We start from the raw sequence: 15160 nt of genomic DNA, 5'->3' as shown, positions 1-15160 counted from the left end.
TCAGCCGAACAAGGGCGCCCGCGACGGGTGCCTGATAGTCGAAACCCTAGTGCAGAGCGGGCGGACGGCGCTCGTTCAGTCGGCGAGGAGCCCCGCGTTCAGTCGGCGAGAAGCCCGGCGATCGCGGCCCCGACGGCGTCGGACTCGATCAGGAACGCGTCGTGGCCGTACTCGGAGTCGAGGACGACCGGCTCCGGGCCGTGCACGCTGTTGCGGAGCTGCGCGGCGATCTCACGCTGCCCTGCGAGGGGGAAGTAGCGGTCGCTCTCGATGCCGAGCACGAGGCTCTTCGCCTCGATCGACCGGAGGGCGGCGGCGACCCCGCCGCGCCCGCGGCCGACGTCGTGGGAGTTCATCGCCTCGGTGAGCACGAGGTAGCTGTTCGCGTCGAAGCGACGGGTGAACTTGTTGCCGTGGAAGTCGAGGTAGGACTCCACCGCGAAGCGGCCGCCCCCGCCGAGCGGGTCGAGCCCCGACTGCCAGCTCCGGGCGAAGCGGTCGTTCAGCTCCGTCGCCGTGCGGTAGTTCAGCATCGCCATCCGCCGCGCGAGCGCGAGTCCGCGGCTCGGACCGCCGCCGTCGGTCTCGTCGTAGAAGGCGCCGCCCGCGAACCCGGGGTCCGAGCGGATCGCCTCGAGCTGGACCGAGTTCAGCGCGATCTGGTCGGCGGTCGCCGCCGGCGGGCCGGCGAGCACCGCGATGCGCTCCACCCGCTCGGGCGCGGTGATCGCCCACTCGAGGACGTGCATCGCGCCCATCGATCCGCCGACGATCGCGGCGAAGCGGTCGAGGCCGAGCTCATCGGCGAGGGCGCGCTGCGCGGCGACCTGGTCGCGGATCGTGAGGAACGGGAACCGCCCGCCCCACTCGGCGCCGTCGGGCGCCAACGAGGCCGGGCCGGTCGAGCCCTGGCAGCCGCCGAGCACGTTCGGCGCGACGACGAACCAGCGGTCGGTGTCGATCGCCCGGCCGGGGCCGACGACGTCCTCCCACCAGCCGGCGCTCGGATGCCCGGGACCGGCCTGCCCGATGACGTGGCTGTCGCCCGTGAGGGCGTGCAGCACGAGCACGGCGTTGTCGCGCGCGGGGGAGAGCTCGCCCCAGGTCTCGTACGCGATCGTGGGCTCCGGCAGCGTCGCGCCGGACTCCAGCCGCAGGGTGCCGATCTCGGCGAAGCGCCGGTCGCCGACCGGGTCGCCGATGCGCCACGCACCGGTCGCGGGGGCCCGGCCGAGCAGGCTGTGCGCGCGCGCCTCCGGCACGATGCTCGCCGGGACGACGTCCGCCTGCGTCTGCCAGTCCATACCCTCGATTCTCCCGGAGGTCGGGGGCGGGCCGGGCATTGTTACGGACACGGCATCCGGCCGCCGGGAGACGACGGATGCCGCAGGCGAGGGCCTGCGGCATCCGGATCGTGCGAGAGCTGCGGGTTACGCGCGGAGCGCCTCCGAGGCGGCGCGGGCCGCGGCGAGGCCGGCCTCGAGGTCGGCCTTCAGGTCGTCGACGTTCTCGATGCCGACCGACAGGCGCACGAGGCCCGGCGTCACGCCCGAGGTGAGCTGCTGCTCCGGGGTGAGCTGCGAGTGCGTCGTCGACGCCGGGTGGATGACGAGCGAGCGCACGTCGCCGATGTTCGCGAGGTGCGAGAACAGCGACAGGTTGTCGACGAGCGCGCGGCCGGCGTCCACGCCGCCCTTCAGCTCGAACGAGAGCACCGCCCCGACGCCCTTCGGGGCGTAGGTGTTCGCCGCCGCGTACCAGGGGCTCGAGGGCAGGCCCGAGTAGTTGACGCTCGCGACGTCCGGGTGGTCGTCGAGCCACTCGGCGATCTCCTGCGCGTTCTGCACGTGGCGCTCGATGCGGAGCGACAGCGTCTCGATGCCCTGGATCAGCAGCCAGGCGCTGTTCGGCGAGATCGCCGCGCCGAGGTCGCGGAGGAGCTGCACGCGCGCCTTGATGACGTACGCGAGCCCGTCGCCGACCGCGGCGGTGTAGCTCGCGCCGTGGTACGAGGGGTCGGGCTCGGTGAGCCCGGGGAACTTCTCGACGTTCTTCGACCACTCGAACTTGCCGCCGTCGACGATGATGCCGCCGATGGTGGTGCCGTGACCGCCGAGGAACTTCGTCGCCGAGTGGATGACGATGTCGGCGCCGTGCTCGAAGGGGCGGATGAGGAACGGCGTCGCGATCGTGTTGTCGACGATGAGGGGGATGCCGGCGTCGTGCGCGATGCCCGAGACGAGGCCGATGTCGAGCACGTTGATCTTCGGGTTGCCGATCGTCTCGGCGAAGAAGAGCTTCGTGTTCGGGCGCACGGCGCGGCGCCACTCGTCGGCGTCGTCCTGGTTCTCGACGAAGGTCGTCTCGATGCCGAGCTTCGCGAGGGTGTACTTGAAGAGGTTGTACGTGCCGCCATAGATCGAGCTCGACGAGACGATGTGGTCGCCCGCCTGCGCGATGTTCAGCACCGAGAACGTCGCCGCCGACTGGCCCGAGGCGAGGAGGAGCGCGCCCGTGCCGCCCTCGAGCGCCGCCACGCGCTCCTCGACGACCGCCTGCGTCGGGTTCTGGATGCGGGTGTAGATGTTGCCGAACTCGGCGAGCGCGAAGAGGTTCTGCGCGTGCTCGGCGTTGTCGAAGACGTACGAGGTCGTCTGGTAGATCGGGGTCGCGCGCGCCTTCGTGATCGGGTCGGGGGCGGCGCCGGAGTGGACCTGCTTGGTCTCGAAGCGCCAGTCGGCTGCGTTGCTCATCGAGCTCTCCTTCGGTTCGGCCGGCTGGGAGCGAGTGGGTGGCCCGGCCGTGATGCGACCACGCTAGGCGGGCCCGGCGGGCCGGGCAATGCGGGCCGACACACGGCGTAACCGCTGCGCGGCGCCGGGCGCGGCGCCACGGGGCGAGGGTGCGCGGCCCAGTCGGGTGGCGTCGGTCTCAGCCGCGCGGAGGCGGCGGCGCAGTGGGCGGTGCGGAGTCGGCCGGTCCAGGCGGGAGCGCCTCGGGCGGGAGCACGATCGTGCCGGTCGCCGTCGACGGCTCGGGCCGGAAGAGCCATCTGGCGCGCGGCTCGACGAGCGGGCGGAAGACGCGCCGGACGGGCTTCAGCGAGAGCACGACCGAGATGCCGACGCAGAACACGATCATCGCCGGCAGCACCCAGAACGGCTGATCGCCCTCGAGCACGCCCGATTCGCGGAACGGGAACAGCACGAAGCTGTGCAGCAGGTAGATGTACATCGTCGCGGCGCCGAAGGGGGTGAACCAGTGGGCGCCGCGGGGCATCAGCGTGAGGAACGCGACCGCGAGGACCATCGCGCTGAGCAGCAGGCCGAGCCGGATGGCGCCCGTCCAGGGCTCGTCGTAGCCGAGGTCGGGGTACGACTCGTCGTAGAGGAGGAAGCGGCGCAGCTTCACGTCGCGCCACCACTCGATCGCGGTCGGCATCGCCACGAGCACGGCGGCGAACAGGGCGATCGCACCCGCCCGCCAGCGCCACGCCACCCGCGCGGGCAGCGCGAGCCAGCGGCCCGTGATGCGCCACTGCCGGAGCTTCCAGCCGAAGACGAAGAAGGGCAGCATGCCGAAGGTGCGGCTGAGCGCGAGCGTCGAGTCGATGGTCTCCGAGTAGCCCGCGGCGACCGAGATCGCGATCGCGATGAGGAGCGGGGCGCGCAGCATGACGAGGTAGGGCAGCACCACCCGCCAGACGGCGAGCGCGATGAGGAACCAGAGCGTCCACGACGGGGTCGCGTAGTCGAGCCCGACGCCGGTGCCGAGGAGGAACCGCAGCACCGTCCAGATCGTCTCGAAGATGAGGTACGGCAGCACGATGTCGGTGAGGACCTGCCGCATGGAGCGGGCGGTCGGCGGCCCCGACTTCGCGAAGTAGCCCGAGACCGTGACGAACACGGCGACGTGGAACGAGTAGATGAACAGGTAGACGCTGTACGCCGAGTTCGACTCGCCGATGAGCGGCAGGATGCCGTGCCCGACCACGACGAGGACGATCGCGATCCACCGCGCGTTGTCCCAGAGCGGCACCCGCTTCTTCGTGTGCGGCTGGGACCTCGTCGGCGTCGTCGGCGTGGAAGGCATCGCCCCATTCTCCCAGCACGGGCAGAATGGGCGCATGAACGACAGACGGGCAGTGGTCACGGGCGCGAGCTCCGGCATCGGCGCCGCCACCGTGCGGGCGCTCCGCGCGGACGGCTGGGAGGTCGTCGCGGTCGCCCGGCGCGTGGAGCGGCTCCGCGAGCTCGCCGCCGAGACCGGCGCCGCCTTCCTCGTCTGCGACGTCACCCGCCAGGAGGACGTGGACGCGCTCGCCGCGGAGCTCGCGAGCACCGGCCCGGTGCACGCGCTCGTGAACAACGCGGGAGGGGCGAAGGGCGTCTCGTCCGTCGAGGCAGCCGACCCCGAGGATTGGCGCTGGATGTTCGAGGTCAACGTCCTCGGGCTGCAGCGGGTCACCGCGGCGCTCCTGCCGCTGCTCCGTGCGGGCGCAGCCGAGCGCGGGGTCGCCGACCTCGTGAACGTGACGTCGATCGCGGGGCACGTGCCGTACGCCGGCGGCGGGGGCTACAACGCCGCGAAGGCGGCGGCGCACGCGGTCACCGCAGTGCTCCGGCTGGAGCTGAACGGCGAGCCGATCCGGGTCGTGGAGATCGCGCCGGGCATGGTGCGCACCGAGGAGTTCTCGCTCGTGCGCCATCGCGGCGATCGGGAGAAGGCGGATGCCGTGTACGCGGGCGTCGCCGAGCCGCTCGTCGCCGACGACGTCGCCGCGGTCATCGCCGACGCGATGGGCAAGCCGCGCCACGTCGACCTGGACCTCATCGTCGTGAAGCCGGTCGCGCAGGCCGCGCCGCACCTGCTGGCGCGGGGGCCGCTCGAGGTGCGGACGGAGCGATGAGCGGCGCGGGCACCGGCGAGCAGGACCTCGACCTCGCCCGCCGCCGCGCCTGGGAGGAGCGGACCACCACCCCGCTCATCGTGCTCGGCGTCGGCTTCCTCGGCGCCTACGCGCTGCTCGTGCTCGAAGAGCGGCTGCCCGGCTGGCTCCACCTCGCCCTGCAGATCCTCCTCCTGCTCGCGTGGGCGATGTTCGGCGTGGATGTCGTGGTGCGCTGCGCCCTCACGCCGCGCGGGCACCGGATCGCCTTCCTCGTGCACCACCCGCTCGACGTGCTCTCGGCCGTGCTGCCGGTCTTCCGGGCGCTCCGGGTCGTGAGCCTCGTGCACCGGGTCCGCTTCTTCCGGGGGCACGGCGGCGACGCGTTCCGGGCGCGGATCGTCTCCTCGATGCTCGTCTACGCGGTCGTGTTCATCATCTTCATCGCGCTCGCCACGCTGAACGCCGAGCGCGACGCCCCGCGGGCGACCATCACCAGCTTCGGCGACGCGATCTGGTGGGCGTGCGTCACGATCGCCACCGTCGGCTACGGCGACATGTACCCGGTGACGGTGCCCGGGCGCATCTTCGCGGTGATGCTGATGATCGGCGGCATCGCGATCGTCGGCACCGCGTCGGCGACGATCGTCTCGCTCTTCACCGAGCGGATCGGCCAGCTGCGGGAGCGGCCGCATGAGGAGCACGAGCGGGCGCGCGGGACGCACGAGCCGCCGCGCGACGGCCGGGCCGCGGATGCCGGCGGGCATCCCGACGCCGTACCCTTGCAGGATGACCTTCGACGCGAATGACGCGGCCATCGGCGAACCCGATGTGCGTCGCGAGATCCTCGGCTGGGACCAGTTCGGCGAGGCGGCGAGGACCCTCGCCGCGGACGTGCTCGGATCCGGCTTCCGCCCCGACGTCGTCATCGCGATCGCGCGCGGCGGGCTGCTGCTCGCGGGGGCGATCTCGTACGCGCTCGGCACCAAGCAGTGCGGTTCCATCAACGTGGAGTTCTACACCGACATCGAGCAGGTGCTGCCCGAGCCGATCGTGCACCCGCCGATGCTCGACGCGCCGGCCCTCGCGGGTCTGAAGGTCCTGCTCGTCGACGACGTCTCCGACTCCGGGCGCACGCTCGCGAAGGTGCTCGAGCTGCTCACGGACGTCGGCTCCGAGGTGCGCACCGCGACGCTCTACACGAAGTCGCGCACCGTGCTCGTCCCCGACTACAGTTACCGCGCCACCGACGACTGGATCGTCTTCCCCTGGTCGGCGCAGCCGCCGGTGCAGGTCACCGCGTGAGCGTCCACCTCCTCGGGGGCGGCGCGTTCGCGCCGGACGACGCCCCGCTGTACGCGCCCTTCCTCGACGAGGCCGCCGCCCGGGCGCGCGCGGCCGCGCGGGCGGTGCCGCTCCTCGCCATCCTGTCGATCCATCCCGCTGGCCCCGAGCGGGCCGAGGCGCTCGTCCGCGTGCTGTCGGCGGCCGGCGACTTCGAGGCGCGCGTCACGAGCTCGCTCGGCGGCGAGACGCTGCCGCTCACCGCGATCTCCGATGTCGACGGCATCGTCGTCGGCGGCGGCATCGTGGAAGCGGTGCGCGCCGGCCTCGAGCCCCTGTTCGGCGAGCTGCGCCGGCAGGTCGCGGGCGGCGTGCCCTACCTCGGCGTCTCGGCCGGGGCGATGGTCGCCGCGGAGGGCTCGCTCGGCGGGGGCTCCCGCATCGACGGCGTGCTCGTCTCCCCGGAGGACCCGGGGGAGCCGGGCGTCGAGTTCGAGGTCGAGGCCGGGATCGGCCTCGTCGACGTCGCGGTCGACGCCCACGTCGCCCAGCGCGGCACGCTCTCCAGGCTCGTCGCGGCCGTGGAGTCGGGGCTCGTCGACGGTGCCCTCGGCATCGACGAGCGCACCGTGCTCATCGTGGGCGAGGGCGGCCTCCGCGTCGTCGGCGGCGGCAGCGTCTGGCGGGTGCTGCCCGGCGACGGCGGGGTGCTCGTCTCGACGATCGGCGCCTGATGCCTCCCGCGAAGACGCTCCCCGAGCTCGCCGAGGCCGGATTGATCGACCCGGGCTGGGCGGCGGCGCTCGAGCCCGTCGCCGGGCGGATCGCGGAACTCGGCGACTTCCTCCGCGCCGAGCAGGCCGCCGGCCACGGCTACCTGCCCGCCGGCGACCGGGTGCTGCGCGCCTTCTCGCAGCCCATCGACGACGTCCGCGTGCTGATCGTCGGCCAGGACCCGTACCCGACGCCGGGCCATCCCATCGGCCTGAGCTTCGCGGTGGAGGCGCACGTGCGGCCGGTGCCGCGGAGCCTCGGCAACATCTACAAGGAACTCCGCGACGACCTGGGCTTCGAGCCGCCCGCGCACGGCGACCTCGGCGCCTGGAGCCGCAACGGCGTCATGCTGCTGAACCGCGTGCTGACCGTGCGCCCGGGCACCCCGGCCTCGCATCGCGGCAAGGGCTGGGAGGCGGTGACCGATCACGCCATCCGCACCCTCGTCGCCCGCGGCACCCCGCTCGTGGCGATCCTCTGGGGCCGGGACGCGCAGCCGCTGAAGCCGTTGCTCGGGGACACGCCCGCGATCGAGTCCGTGCACCCGAGCCCGCTCTCCGCCTCGCGGGGCTTCTTCGGATCGAAGCCGTTCAGCCGCGCCAACGCGCTCCTCGTCGAGCAGGGCGGCGCCCCGGTCGACTGGTCGCTCCCGGCCTGAGCCGCTCCGGACGGCGCGCGAAACGCGGCCGCAACACGGCGCGCGTAGGCTGACCGGCATGCTCGAGGAGGAATACCAGCAGCGCCGGGCCCTGCCGCCGCACCTGCGCCCCGCCGCGCCGGTCGAGGCGCCGTTCGAGTACGTCATCCGCCCGGCCTCGCCCGCCGACCTCCCCGCGGTCCGCGAGATCTACAACTACTACGTCGCGAACTCGACCGTGACCTTCGACGAGGACGCGATGAGCCTCCGCGAGTGGCGGCAGAAGTACGCCATGCTCGACAAGCTCGGGCTCCCCTTCCTCGTCGCCGAATCGCCCTCCGGCCAGCTGCTCGGCTACGCGCTCGCCGCCCCGTGGCGGCAGCGCCGCGCCTACCGCTACACGGCGGAGAACTCGATCTACCTCGGTCCCGCCGCCTCCGGCAAGGGGCTCGGGCGAGCCCTCCTCGCCGCCCTCATCGACGCCTCGACCGCGGCGGGGCTCCGGGAGATGATCGCGGTCATCGCCGACCAGGGCGCAGAGGCCTCCCTCGCGCTGCATGAGAAGTTCGGCTTCGTCGAGATCGGCCGGATGGGCCGGGTCGGGTACAAGTTCGACCGCTGGCTCGGCACCGTGCTGCTGCAGAAGAACCTGCGCTGAGCGGCGCCGCGGAGGAGCGGGCGGTCGTCGGACGGTCGTAGGCTCGACGAATGGCCGATCCGGTGGAACTGCACGAGGCGACCGCCCTCGAACTGCACCAGCTGCTCCAGCGCGGACGCGTCTCGCCGAGCGAGCTCGCCGCGCACTTCCTCGCGCGGATCGAGCGGCTCGGTCCCGAGCTCGGCGCGTTCGCGCACGTCGATCCGGACGGCGCGCTGGAACGTGCCCGCCTGGTCGAGCAGGAGGTGCCGAAGACCGCGCCGCTCTGGGGGATGCCGCTCGCCGACAAGGACCTGCAGCTCCGGGCCGGGATGCCGGCGCGCTTCGGCTCGCGCGCCTTCGCCGACTTCGTGCCCGCCGAGTCCGACGCGCTCGTCCGCGACGTCGATCGGGCGGGCGCCGTGAGCCTCGGCAAGACCGCGACGCCCGAGTTCGGTCTCCCGTCGTACACCGAGGGGCTCGCGTTCCCGCCCGCGCGCACGCCGTGGGATCTCTCGCGCGGGGCCGGCGGCTCGAGCGGCGGCGCGGCCGCGGCGGTCGCCGCCGGTCTCCTGCCCTTCGCGCCAGGATCCGACGGCGGCGGCTCGATCCGCATCCCGGCCGCCTCGTGCGGCCTGGTGGGCGTGAAGCCCTCGCGCGGGCGGGTGCCGGGCGGATCGGGGATCGGCAGTCTCGCGGGTCTCGGCGTCGCGGGGCCGATCGCGAGGACGGTGGCGGATGCCGCGTTGCTCCTCGACGGCCTGATCGCGCCGCTCGGCTATCCGCCCGAGCATCCGTTCGCCCTCCGCGCCGCGGGCGACGACGGCCCGTTCCTCGGTGCCGCCGTTCGCGGCGAGGGCCGGTACCAGCTCGGCGTGATGACCGACACGCCCTGGGACGACTTCACCGAGATCGCCGTCGATCCCGAGCCGCGGGCGGCGCTGGAGCGGGCGATCGAGCTCGCCGACCGGCTCGGCCACGGCGTCGAGGCCGTGCCGCCGGCGCCGGAGCCGGGCTACGCCGATGCGTTCCGCGCCGTCTGGCAGGCCGGCGCCGGCGGCATCCCGGTCGAGGGCGCGGGGGAGGAGCTGCTCGAGCCGCTCACCCGCTGGCTCCTCCGCCGTGGGCGGGCCCTGCCGGCGACGGAGCTCGTGGCCGCGCTGTCGTGGCTGTCCGACTACGAGCAGCGCGTCATCCGCCGGCTGTCGAGCTACGACGCGGTGCTGACGCCCGCGCTCGCGATGACGCCGCGACCGGTCGGCTGGTACGACGCCGAGGACGGTGAGCGGAACTTCGCCCAGCAGGTCGCGTTCACGCCGTTCACCTCCTTCGTCAACGTGACCGGCCTGCCCGCCCTCACGGTGCCCGTGATGATGACGGACGACGGGCTCCCCGTCGGCGTGCAGCTCATCGGTCGTCCGGGCGGCGAGGCGGTGCTGTTCTCGATCGCCGCGCAGTTCGAGCGCCGCGCGGGGGTCGTCGGGAGGCGGCCGCCGGTCTGGTGAGCGGGCGAGCTCGCGAAGCAGGGCTTCGCACGGCGGACGGGATGTGTCAGACTTAGGTAATGCTTACCTCAGTAGCGGAGCCGATCGTCCGTCCGCGACCGGCGTACCGCAGCTTCCGCGCCGAGGTGGCGCGTGCCGAGCGGCTCTCGCCGCACTTCGTCCGGGTGACGTTCGGGGGAGCGGAGCTCGTCGACTTCGGCACCGCCGGGCTCGACCAGCGGGTGAAGCTCGTCTTCCCGCACGCCGAGCACGGCTTCGCCGACTTCCCCGACGGGGACGACTGGTACCGCGCCTGGCGGGAGCTCCCCGCCGAGCGCCGCAACGTCTTCCGCACCTACACCGTGCGCGCCGTTCGCCCGGAGCTCGCTGAGGTCGACGTCGACTTCGCGCTCCACGGCGATCTCGGACCGGCGTCCGCCTGGGCCGCCCGCGCCGCGGCCGGCGACGAGCTCATCATCATCGGGCCGGACGAGCGGAGCCCCGAGCGCACGATCGGCATCGACTTCCGTCCGGGCGCCGTCGACACGGTGCTCCTCGCCGGAGACGAGACGGCGGCCCCCGCGATCTGCGCGATCCTCGCGCAACTGCCCGCGGACGCCGCGGGCGCCGCGCTCATCGAGGTGCCGAGCGACGCCGACGTGCTGCCCGTCGCGGCGCCTGCCGGCGTCGAGGTGCGCTGGCTCGCCCGCTCCGGTGCGGACGCCGTGCACGGCGAGCGCCTCGTGCCCGCGGTGCGCGATTGGGTCGCGCGCGCGACGACGCCGACGGACGGTGCGGATGCCTCCGACGCCCCCGAGGACGCCCCGGCTTCCGTCGCGGCGCTCGACGCCGCCGAGGCGGCCGACGCCGACGACGCGCCGCTCTGGGACGTCCCGGAGGGGCGGAGCCTCGACGGGGCCTGCTACGCGTGGCTCGCCGGCGAGGCATCCGTCATCACGGCGCTCCGCCGCTTCCTGGTGCGCGACGCCGGACTCGACCGCCGTCAGGTCGCGTTCATGGGCTACTGGCGGCGCGGTCGCGCCGAGCTGGAGTGATGCCGGCCACCACCGCGCGGCCGGACGGGTCGAACGGCGCCGCGCCCCGGGGCGCGGACCGGGCGAGCGCCGCGCCCGCGCCCGGCGGAGCTCCGCGTCGACCCGTCCGATCCCGCCCCGCCCGGGTGGTCCTCGTCTTCGTCGCGGCGGCGGTCGTCCTCGCGCTCGTGGTCGTCGCGAGCCTCGCGCTCGGCGTGCGCGCGATGGATCCCGCGCAGGTGTGGCGGGCGATCTTCTCGCCCGACACCGCCGACCCCGACCAGTTCGTGGTGCTCCAGCTGCGCGTGCCGCGCACGGTGATCGGACTCGCCGCGGGTCTCGCCCTCGGCCTCGCCGGCACCGTGATCCAGGGCGTCACCCGGAACCCGATCGCCGACCCCGGGCTCCTCGGCATCAACGCGGGCGCCTCGCTCGCCGTGGTGCTCGGCATCTCCTTCCTCGGCCTCGTCGACCCGCTCGGCTACATCTGGCTCGCCTTCGCCGGCGCCGGGCTCGCGGCGGTCGCGGTGTTCTCGATCGGCCGCGGCGAACCCGTGCGGCTCGCGCTCGTCGGCGCCGCGGTCACCGCCTTCATCACGCCGCTGATCGCGCTCGTGCTGCTGCAGGACACGGAGGCCTTCAACCAGTACCGCTTCTGGGCCGTCGGCTCCCTGACCGGCCGCGACCTCGCGACCGTCGGCGTGCTCTGGCCGTTCCTCCTCGTCGGGGCCGTGCTCGCGTTCCTCCTCGCGCACCGGCTCAACCTCCTCGCGCTCGGCGAGGACGTCGCGAGCGCCCTCGGCCAGCGCGTCGGCGTGACGCGCGGCCTCTCGGGCGCCGCCATCGTGCTCCTCTGCGGCACGGCGACCGCCCTCGCCGGACCGATCGCGCTCGTCGGGCTCGTCGTGCCGCACGCCGCACGCCGGCTCGTCGGCAGCGACTACCGGCTGATCATGCCGCTCGCGCTCCTGCTCGGGCCGATCATGCTCCTCGCGGCCGACGTGATCGGGCGGCTCATCGTGCCGAACTCCGAGCTCGAGGGCGGCGTCGTGGCGGCGTTCCTCGGGGCGCCCGTGCTCATCGCGGTCGCGCGCAGCCGGAAGGTGGCCGGGCTGTGACCGCGGTGCGCGAGCGGAGCGCGGAGCCCGGCGCGGTGCCGACGGTCGAGCTCGAACGGCTGCACGCCGTGCGCCGCTCCCGCCGGCGCCGGGCGCTGCTCGTGGTGCTCGTCACCGCCGCACTCGGGCTCGCGGTCGCGCTCGTCGCCGCCTCGCTCGGCGCGGCGGCCGTCTCGCCCGACCGGGTGCTCGCGGTGCTCCTCGGGCAGGGCGAGCGCGTGGAGCGCTTCGTCGTGCTCGAGCTGCGGCTGCCGCGGATCGTCGCGGCGCTCGTCGTCGGCTGGGCGTTCGGGCTCGCCGGATCGGTGTTCCAGGCGGTACTCCGCAATCCGCTCGCGAGTCCCGATATCCTCGGCATCTCCTCCGGCGCGAGCCTCGGCGCGGTCTGGGCGATGCTCGGGCTCGGCCTCGCGGGGGCGTGGGTCACCGGCTTCGCCTTCGCGGGCGGGCTCCTCGTCGCCGTGATCATCTGGGCCGCGGCCTGGCGGCAGGGGCTGCACGGCATCCGCTTCGTGCTCGTCGGCGTCGGCCTCGCCTACGTCTGCGGCTCGGCGATCAGCTGGCTGCTCGCCCGCGGCGACGTCCGGCAGGCGCAGCAGGCGCTGCACTGGACCGTCGGCAGCGTCGCCGACGTCCGCGGCGACGATCTCGCGGGGCTGCTCCTCGGAGTCGTGATCATGTCGCTCGTGGTCGCGGCTTCGTCGCGGATGCTCACGGTGCTCGCGCTCGGCGACGACCACGCCGCGTCCCTGGGCGCCCGGGCGCACGCCGGTCGCGTGGTGCTCCTCGCTGCGGCGGTCGGCCTCGTCGCCGTCGCCGCGGCGATCGCCGGCCCCATCGCCTTCGTCGCGCTCATCGCCCCGGCCATCGCTCGGCGTCTCGTCGGGGGCGGCGGTGCCGCGCTCGTCGCGTCGGCCGTGGTCGGCGGCGTGCTGACGCTCTCCGCCGACGTCGTCGGCCAGTTCGCGATCCCCGGGCTCATGGCGCCCGTCGGCGTCGTCACCGGCCTCATCGGCGCCCCCTATCTGCTCTGGCTGCTCGCCCGCACCGAGAGGACCCGCGCATGACCCCCCGCGCACGCACCGCCGTCCCGTCCGAGCGTCCCCCCGTCGAGGCATCCGCCGCCGTTCCGCCGTCGCCCGTCGGCGACCGCGGGGTCGCCGACCGCCCGGTCGGGGTCGGCGCCGTCGCCGACGGCGCGCTCGGCCTCGCCGCCGAGGCGGTGAGCCTCGGCTACGACGGCCGCCGCATCATCGACGGCCTCTCCCTGCGACTGCCGGCGGGACGGATCACCGCGATCGTCGGTCCGAACGCCTGCGGCAAGTCGACGCTGCTGCGCGGGCTCGCCCGGCTCCACCCGCTCGAGGGCGGGCGGGTCACGCTCGACGGCCAGGACGTCGGCCGGATGCCCCGGCGGGAGCTCGCCCGGCGCCTCGGCGTGCTGCCGCAGTCGTCGATCGCCCCCGACGGGGTGCGCGTCGCCGATCTCGTCGGGCGCGGTCGCTATCCGCACCAGGGCTGGTTCGGTCGGCACTCGAGCGGCGACGACCGGGCGGTCGCCGAGGCGCTCGCGGCGACCGGCATGGCCGAGCTCGCCGACCGGCCGATCGACGAGCTGTCCGGCGGCCAGCGCCAGCGCGTCTGGATCGCGATGGTGCTCGCCCAGCAGCCCGACGTCATGCTCCTCGACGAGCCGACGACCTACCTCGACCTCGCCCATCAGCTCGAGCTCCTCGACCTGCTCACCTCGCTGAACCGCGAGCGGGGGACGACGATCGTGATGGTGCTGCACGAGCTGAACCTCGCGGCCCGCTACGCCGACCACCTCGTGGTCATGTCGGGCGGGCGAGTGGTGGCCGAGGGGGAGCCGGGGCGGGTGCTCGACCGCGAGACGGTGCGCGGCGCGTTCGGCCTCTCGGCCGAGGTCATCGACGACCCCGTCTCGGGCGGACCGCTGATCGTGCCGATCGGCCGGTACCACTCGACTACCGAATCCGTGCAGGGTTAGGTTAGCCTGTCCTTATCATCCCCCGATCGACTCAAGGAGCACCCGTGCGTCTTCGCCGTTCCCTGATCGCCGTGGCCGGCGCCGCCGTCACCGCGATCGCCCTCTCCGCCTGCGCCGGCGGGAGTGCAGAGCCCGCGCCGAGCGACGCGGCCGTCACCGGCGAGGGCTTCCCGATCACCATGGAGCACGCCCTCGGCGAGACCGTCATCGAGCAGGCCCCCGAGCGGGTCGCCACCTGGGGCTGGGGGTCGACCGAGGCGGCCATCGCCCTCGGCGTCTACCCGGTCGCCATCGGCGAGCAGATCTGGACCGTCGGCGCGGGCAACTACCTGCCCTGGGTCGAGGCGGCCTACGACGACGCCGGCGTCGAGCTCCCCGCGCTCCTGAGCGACCCCGAGGGCGGCGCGACCGTGCCCTACGAGGAGTTCATCGAGGCCGACCCCGACCTCATCCTGGCGCCCTACTCGGGCCTCACCCAGGAGCAGTACGACACCCTCTCCGAGATCGCCCCCGTCGTCGCCTACCCCGAGGCGCCCTGGACCACCCCGTGGGACGAGGAGATCCGCCTCACCGCCGAAGCGCTCGGCCTCGCCGAGCAGGGCGACGAACTGCTCGGCTCGATCTCCGAGCAGCTCGCCGAGACGGCGGCGGCGCACCCCGAGTTCGCCGGCAAGACGTTCGCCGGCATCTGGGACGGCGACGGCTTCGTCTCGGTCTACACCGCGGCCGACTCCCGCATCGAGGTGCTCACCGAGCTCGGGCTCGACGTGGCGCCGAGCGTCTCGAAGCTCGACACGAGCGACGGCGGCTTCTACTACGAGCTGAGCTACGAGCAGCTCGACCAGCTCGACGCCGACTTCATCGTGAGCTATCACTCCTCGAAGGAGGAGGCCGACGCCTTCCTCACGAAGCCCGAGGTGCAGGCCATCCCCGCGGTCGCCGCGGGCCGGGTCGCGCAGGTCTACGACCCGGTCACGGTCTCCTCGGTCTCGCCGCCGACCGCGCTCAGCTTCGAGTGGGAGGGCGGCCTGCCCACGCTCGTCGACGCGATCGCGGCGGCGCTCGCCGAGTAGCGGGTACCCGGCAACCCCCCCCTTCCCCCCGCAACCCCGCCGCCCCCCGCCCCCCCCCTTAAAAAAAAACAAAAAACCCCAACGCAATACCCCGCAAAACCGGCAAACCGCCCCGGCCACATACTGATAACGTTGTGGTTGGTCATAATTTTTAAAAACCATTTTATATATCTGGGGGGGGGGGTACTTAAAAAAACTGGGGGGGGGGGGGGGGGGGGGGGGG

Annotated in this window: 15 protein-coding genes; 12 read left to right on the top strand and 3 right to left on the bottom strand. The window is 73.7% G+C overall.

The genetic code is table 11. From position 1 onward, the window contains the following. Nucleotides 1–98: 98 nt before the first annotated feature. The 3 genes from metX to ROT00_RS08880 form a co-directional block, all read right to left on the bottom strand. Entirely contained in the window at nt 99–1304 is a 1206-nt protein-coding gene (gene metX / locus ROT00_RS08890; protein WP_404774115.1) for a homoserine O-acetyltransferase MetX, read from the bottom strand. Nucleotides 1305–1430: 126 nt separating this feature from the next. Continuing rightward, entirely contained in the window at nt 1431–2753 is a 1323-nt protein-coding gene (locus ROT00_RS08885; protein ID WP_404774113.1) for a bifunctional o-acetylhomoserine/o-acetylserine sulfhydrylase, read from the bottom strand. A gap of 178 nt (nt 2754–2931) precedes the next feature. Beyond that, nucleotides 2932–4092 (bottom strand): acyltransferase family protein, encoded by a 1161-nt coding sequence (locus tag ROT00_RS08880; protein WP_404774111.1) that lies wholly within the window; start codon nt 4090–4092, stop codon nt 2932–2934. Nucleotides 4093–4126: 34 nt separating this feature from the next. Between ROT00_RS08880 and ROT00_RS08875 the strand changes: the two genes are divergently transcribed. The 12 genes from ROT00_RS08875 (at nt 4127) to ROT00_RS08820 (ending at nt 14937) form a co-directional block, all read left to right on the top strand. Continuing rightward, nucleotides 4127–4909 carry an SDR family NAD(P)-dependent oxidoreductase gene (locus ROT00_RS08875; protein ID WP_404774110.1) on the top strand — a complete coding sequence of 261 codons (783 nt, stop codon included), beginning with the start codon at nt 4127–4129 and terminating at the stop codon, nt 4907–4909. After that, a complete protein-coding gene (locus tag ROT00_RS08870) occupies nt 4906–5697 on the top strand; it encodes a potassium channel family protein (RefSeq protein WP_404774108.1) in 792 nt (263 codons plus the stop codon). Before ROT00_RS08875 ends, ROT00_RS08870 begins: the two co-directional genes overlap by 4 nt. Beyond that, nucleotides 5678–6193, top strand: coding sequence for a phosphoribosyltransferase (locus ROT00_RS08865; RefSeq protein ID WP_243568797.1), 516 nt, complete (start codon nt 5678–5680; stop codon nt 6191–6193). The genes ROT00_RS08870 and ROT00_RS08865 overlap by 20 nt, the downstream gene beginning before the upstream one ends. Continuing rightward, a complete protein-coding gene (locus ROT00_RS08860; RefSeq protein WP_404774106.1) occupies nt 6190–6906 on the top strand; it encodes a Type 1 glutamine amidotransferase-like domain-containing protein in 717 nt (238 codons plus the stop codon). Before ROT00_RS08865 ends, ROT00_RS08860 begins: the two co-directional genes overlap by 4 nt. Beyond that, complete coding sequence (locus ROT00_RS08855; protein ID WP_404774104.1) at nt 6906–7604, top strand: uracil-DNA glycosylase; 699 nt, start codon at nt 6906–6908, stop codon at nt 7602–7604. The genes ROT00_RS08860 and ROT00_RS08855 overlap by 1 nt, the downstream gene beginning before the upstream one ends. A gap of 58 nt (nt 7605–7662) precedes the next feature. After that, complete coding sequence (locus tag ROT00_RS08850; RefSeq protein ID WP_404774102.1) at nt 7663–8241, top strand: GNAT family N-acetyltransferase; 579 nt, start codon at nt 7663–7665, stop codon at nt 8239–8241. 50 nt (nt 8242–8291) lie between these two features. Continuing rightward, nucleotides 8292–9725: an amidase gene (locus ROT00_RS08845; protein WP_404774100.1), complete on the top strand. Its 1434-nt coding sequence runs from the start codon at nt 8292–8294 to the stop codon at nt 9723–9725. Nucleotides 9726–9784: 59 nt separating this feature from the next. Further along, entirely contained in the window at nt 9785–10759 is a 975-nt protein-coding gene (locus ROT00_RS08840) for a siderophore-interacting protein (RefSeq protein WP_404774098.1), read from the top strand. A gap of 125 nt (nt 10760–10884) precedes the next feature. Next, a complete protein-coding gene (locus ROT00_RS08835; protein ID WP_404774097.1) occupies nt 10885–11856 on the top strand; it encodes a FecCD family ABC transporter permease in 972 nt (323 codons plus the stop codon). Then, on the top strand, nt 11853–12923 hold the full coding sequence (locus ROT00_RS08830) for a FecCD family ABC transporter permease (RefSeq protein ID WP_404774096.1): 1071 nt from the start codon (nt 11853–11855) through the stop codon (nt 12921–12923). Before ROT00_RS08835 ends, ROT00_RS08830 begins: the two co-directional genes overlap by 4 nt. Next, entirely contained in the window at nt 12920–13864 is a 945-nt protein-coding gene (locus ROT00_RS08825; RefSeq protein ID WP_404774094.1) for an ABC transporter ATP-binding protein, read from the top strand. Before ROT00_RS08830 ends, ROT00_RS08825 begins: the two co-directional genes overlap by 4 nt. A 44-nt stretch (nt 13865–13908) precedes the next feature. Next, complete coding sequence (locus tag ROT00_RS08820) at nt 13909–14937, top strand: iron-siderophore ABC transporter substrate-binding protein (protein WP_404774092.1); 1029 nt, start codon at nt 13909–13911, stop codon at nt 14935–14937. Nucleotides 14938–15160 lie beyond the last annotated feature (223 nt).

The sequence above is a fragment of the Agromyces mediolanus genome (assembly GCF_044917495.1).
Taxonomy (GTDB): domain Bacteria; phylum Actinomycetota; class Actinomycetes; order Actinomycetales; family Microbacteriaceae; genus Agromyces; species Agromyces mediolanus_B.
This window is presented reverse-complemented; position numbering and strand designations above follow the sequence as displayed.

Bases quoted from the DNA above. Each gene is read 5' to 3' on its own strand.
- ROT00_RS08840 (WP_404774098.1), top strand. From the start codon at position 9,785: ATGCTTACCTCAGTAGCGGAGCCGATCGTCCGTCCGCGACCGGCGTAC.
- ROT00_RS08865 (WP_243568797.1), top strand. From the start codon at position 5,678: ATGACCTTCGACGCGAATGACGCGGCCATCGGCGAACCCGATGTGCGT.
- ROT00_RS08845 (WP_404774100.1), top strand. From the start codon at position 8,292: ATGGCCGATCCGGTGGAACTGCACGAGGCGACCGCCCTCGAACTGCAC.
- ROT00_RS08825 (WP_404774094.1), top strand. From the start codon at position 12,920: ATGACCCCCCGCGCACGCACCGCCGTCCCGTCCGAGCGTCCCCCCGTC.
- ROT00_RS08885 (WP_404774113.1), bottom strand. From the start codon at position 2,753: ATGAGCAACGCAGCCGACTGGCGCTTCGAGACCAAGCAGGTCCACTCC.
- ROT00_RS08875 (WP_404774110.1), top strand. From the start codon at position 4,127: ATGAACGACAGACGGGCAGTGGTCACGGGCGCGAGCTCCGGCATCGGC.
- ROT00_RS08855 (WP_404774104.1), top strand. From the start codon at position 6,906: ATGCCTCCCGCGAAGACGCTCCCCGAGCTCGCCGAGGCCGGATTGATC.
- ROT00_RS08870 (WP_404774108.1), top strand. From the start codon at position 4,906: ATGAGCGGCGCGGGCACCGGCGAGCAGGACCTCGACCTCGCCCGCCGC.
- ROT00_RS08850 (WP_404774102.1), top strand. From the start codon at position 7,663: ATGCTCGAGGAGGAATACCAGCAGCGCCGGGCCCTGCCGCCGCACCTG.
- metX (WP_404774115.1), bottom strand. From the start codon at position 1,304: ATGGACTGGCAGACGCAGGCGGACGTCGTCCCGGCGAGCATCGTGCCG.
- ROT00_RS08880 (WP_404774111.1), bottom strand. From the start codon at position 4,092: ATGCCTTCCACGCCGACGACGCCGACGAGGTCCCAGCCGCACACGAAG.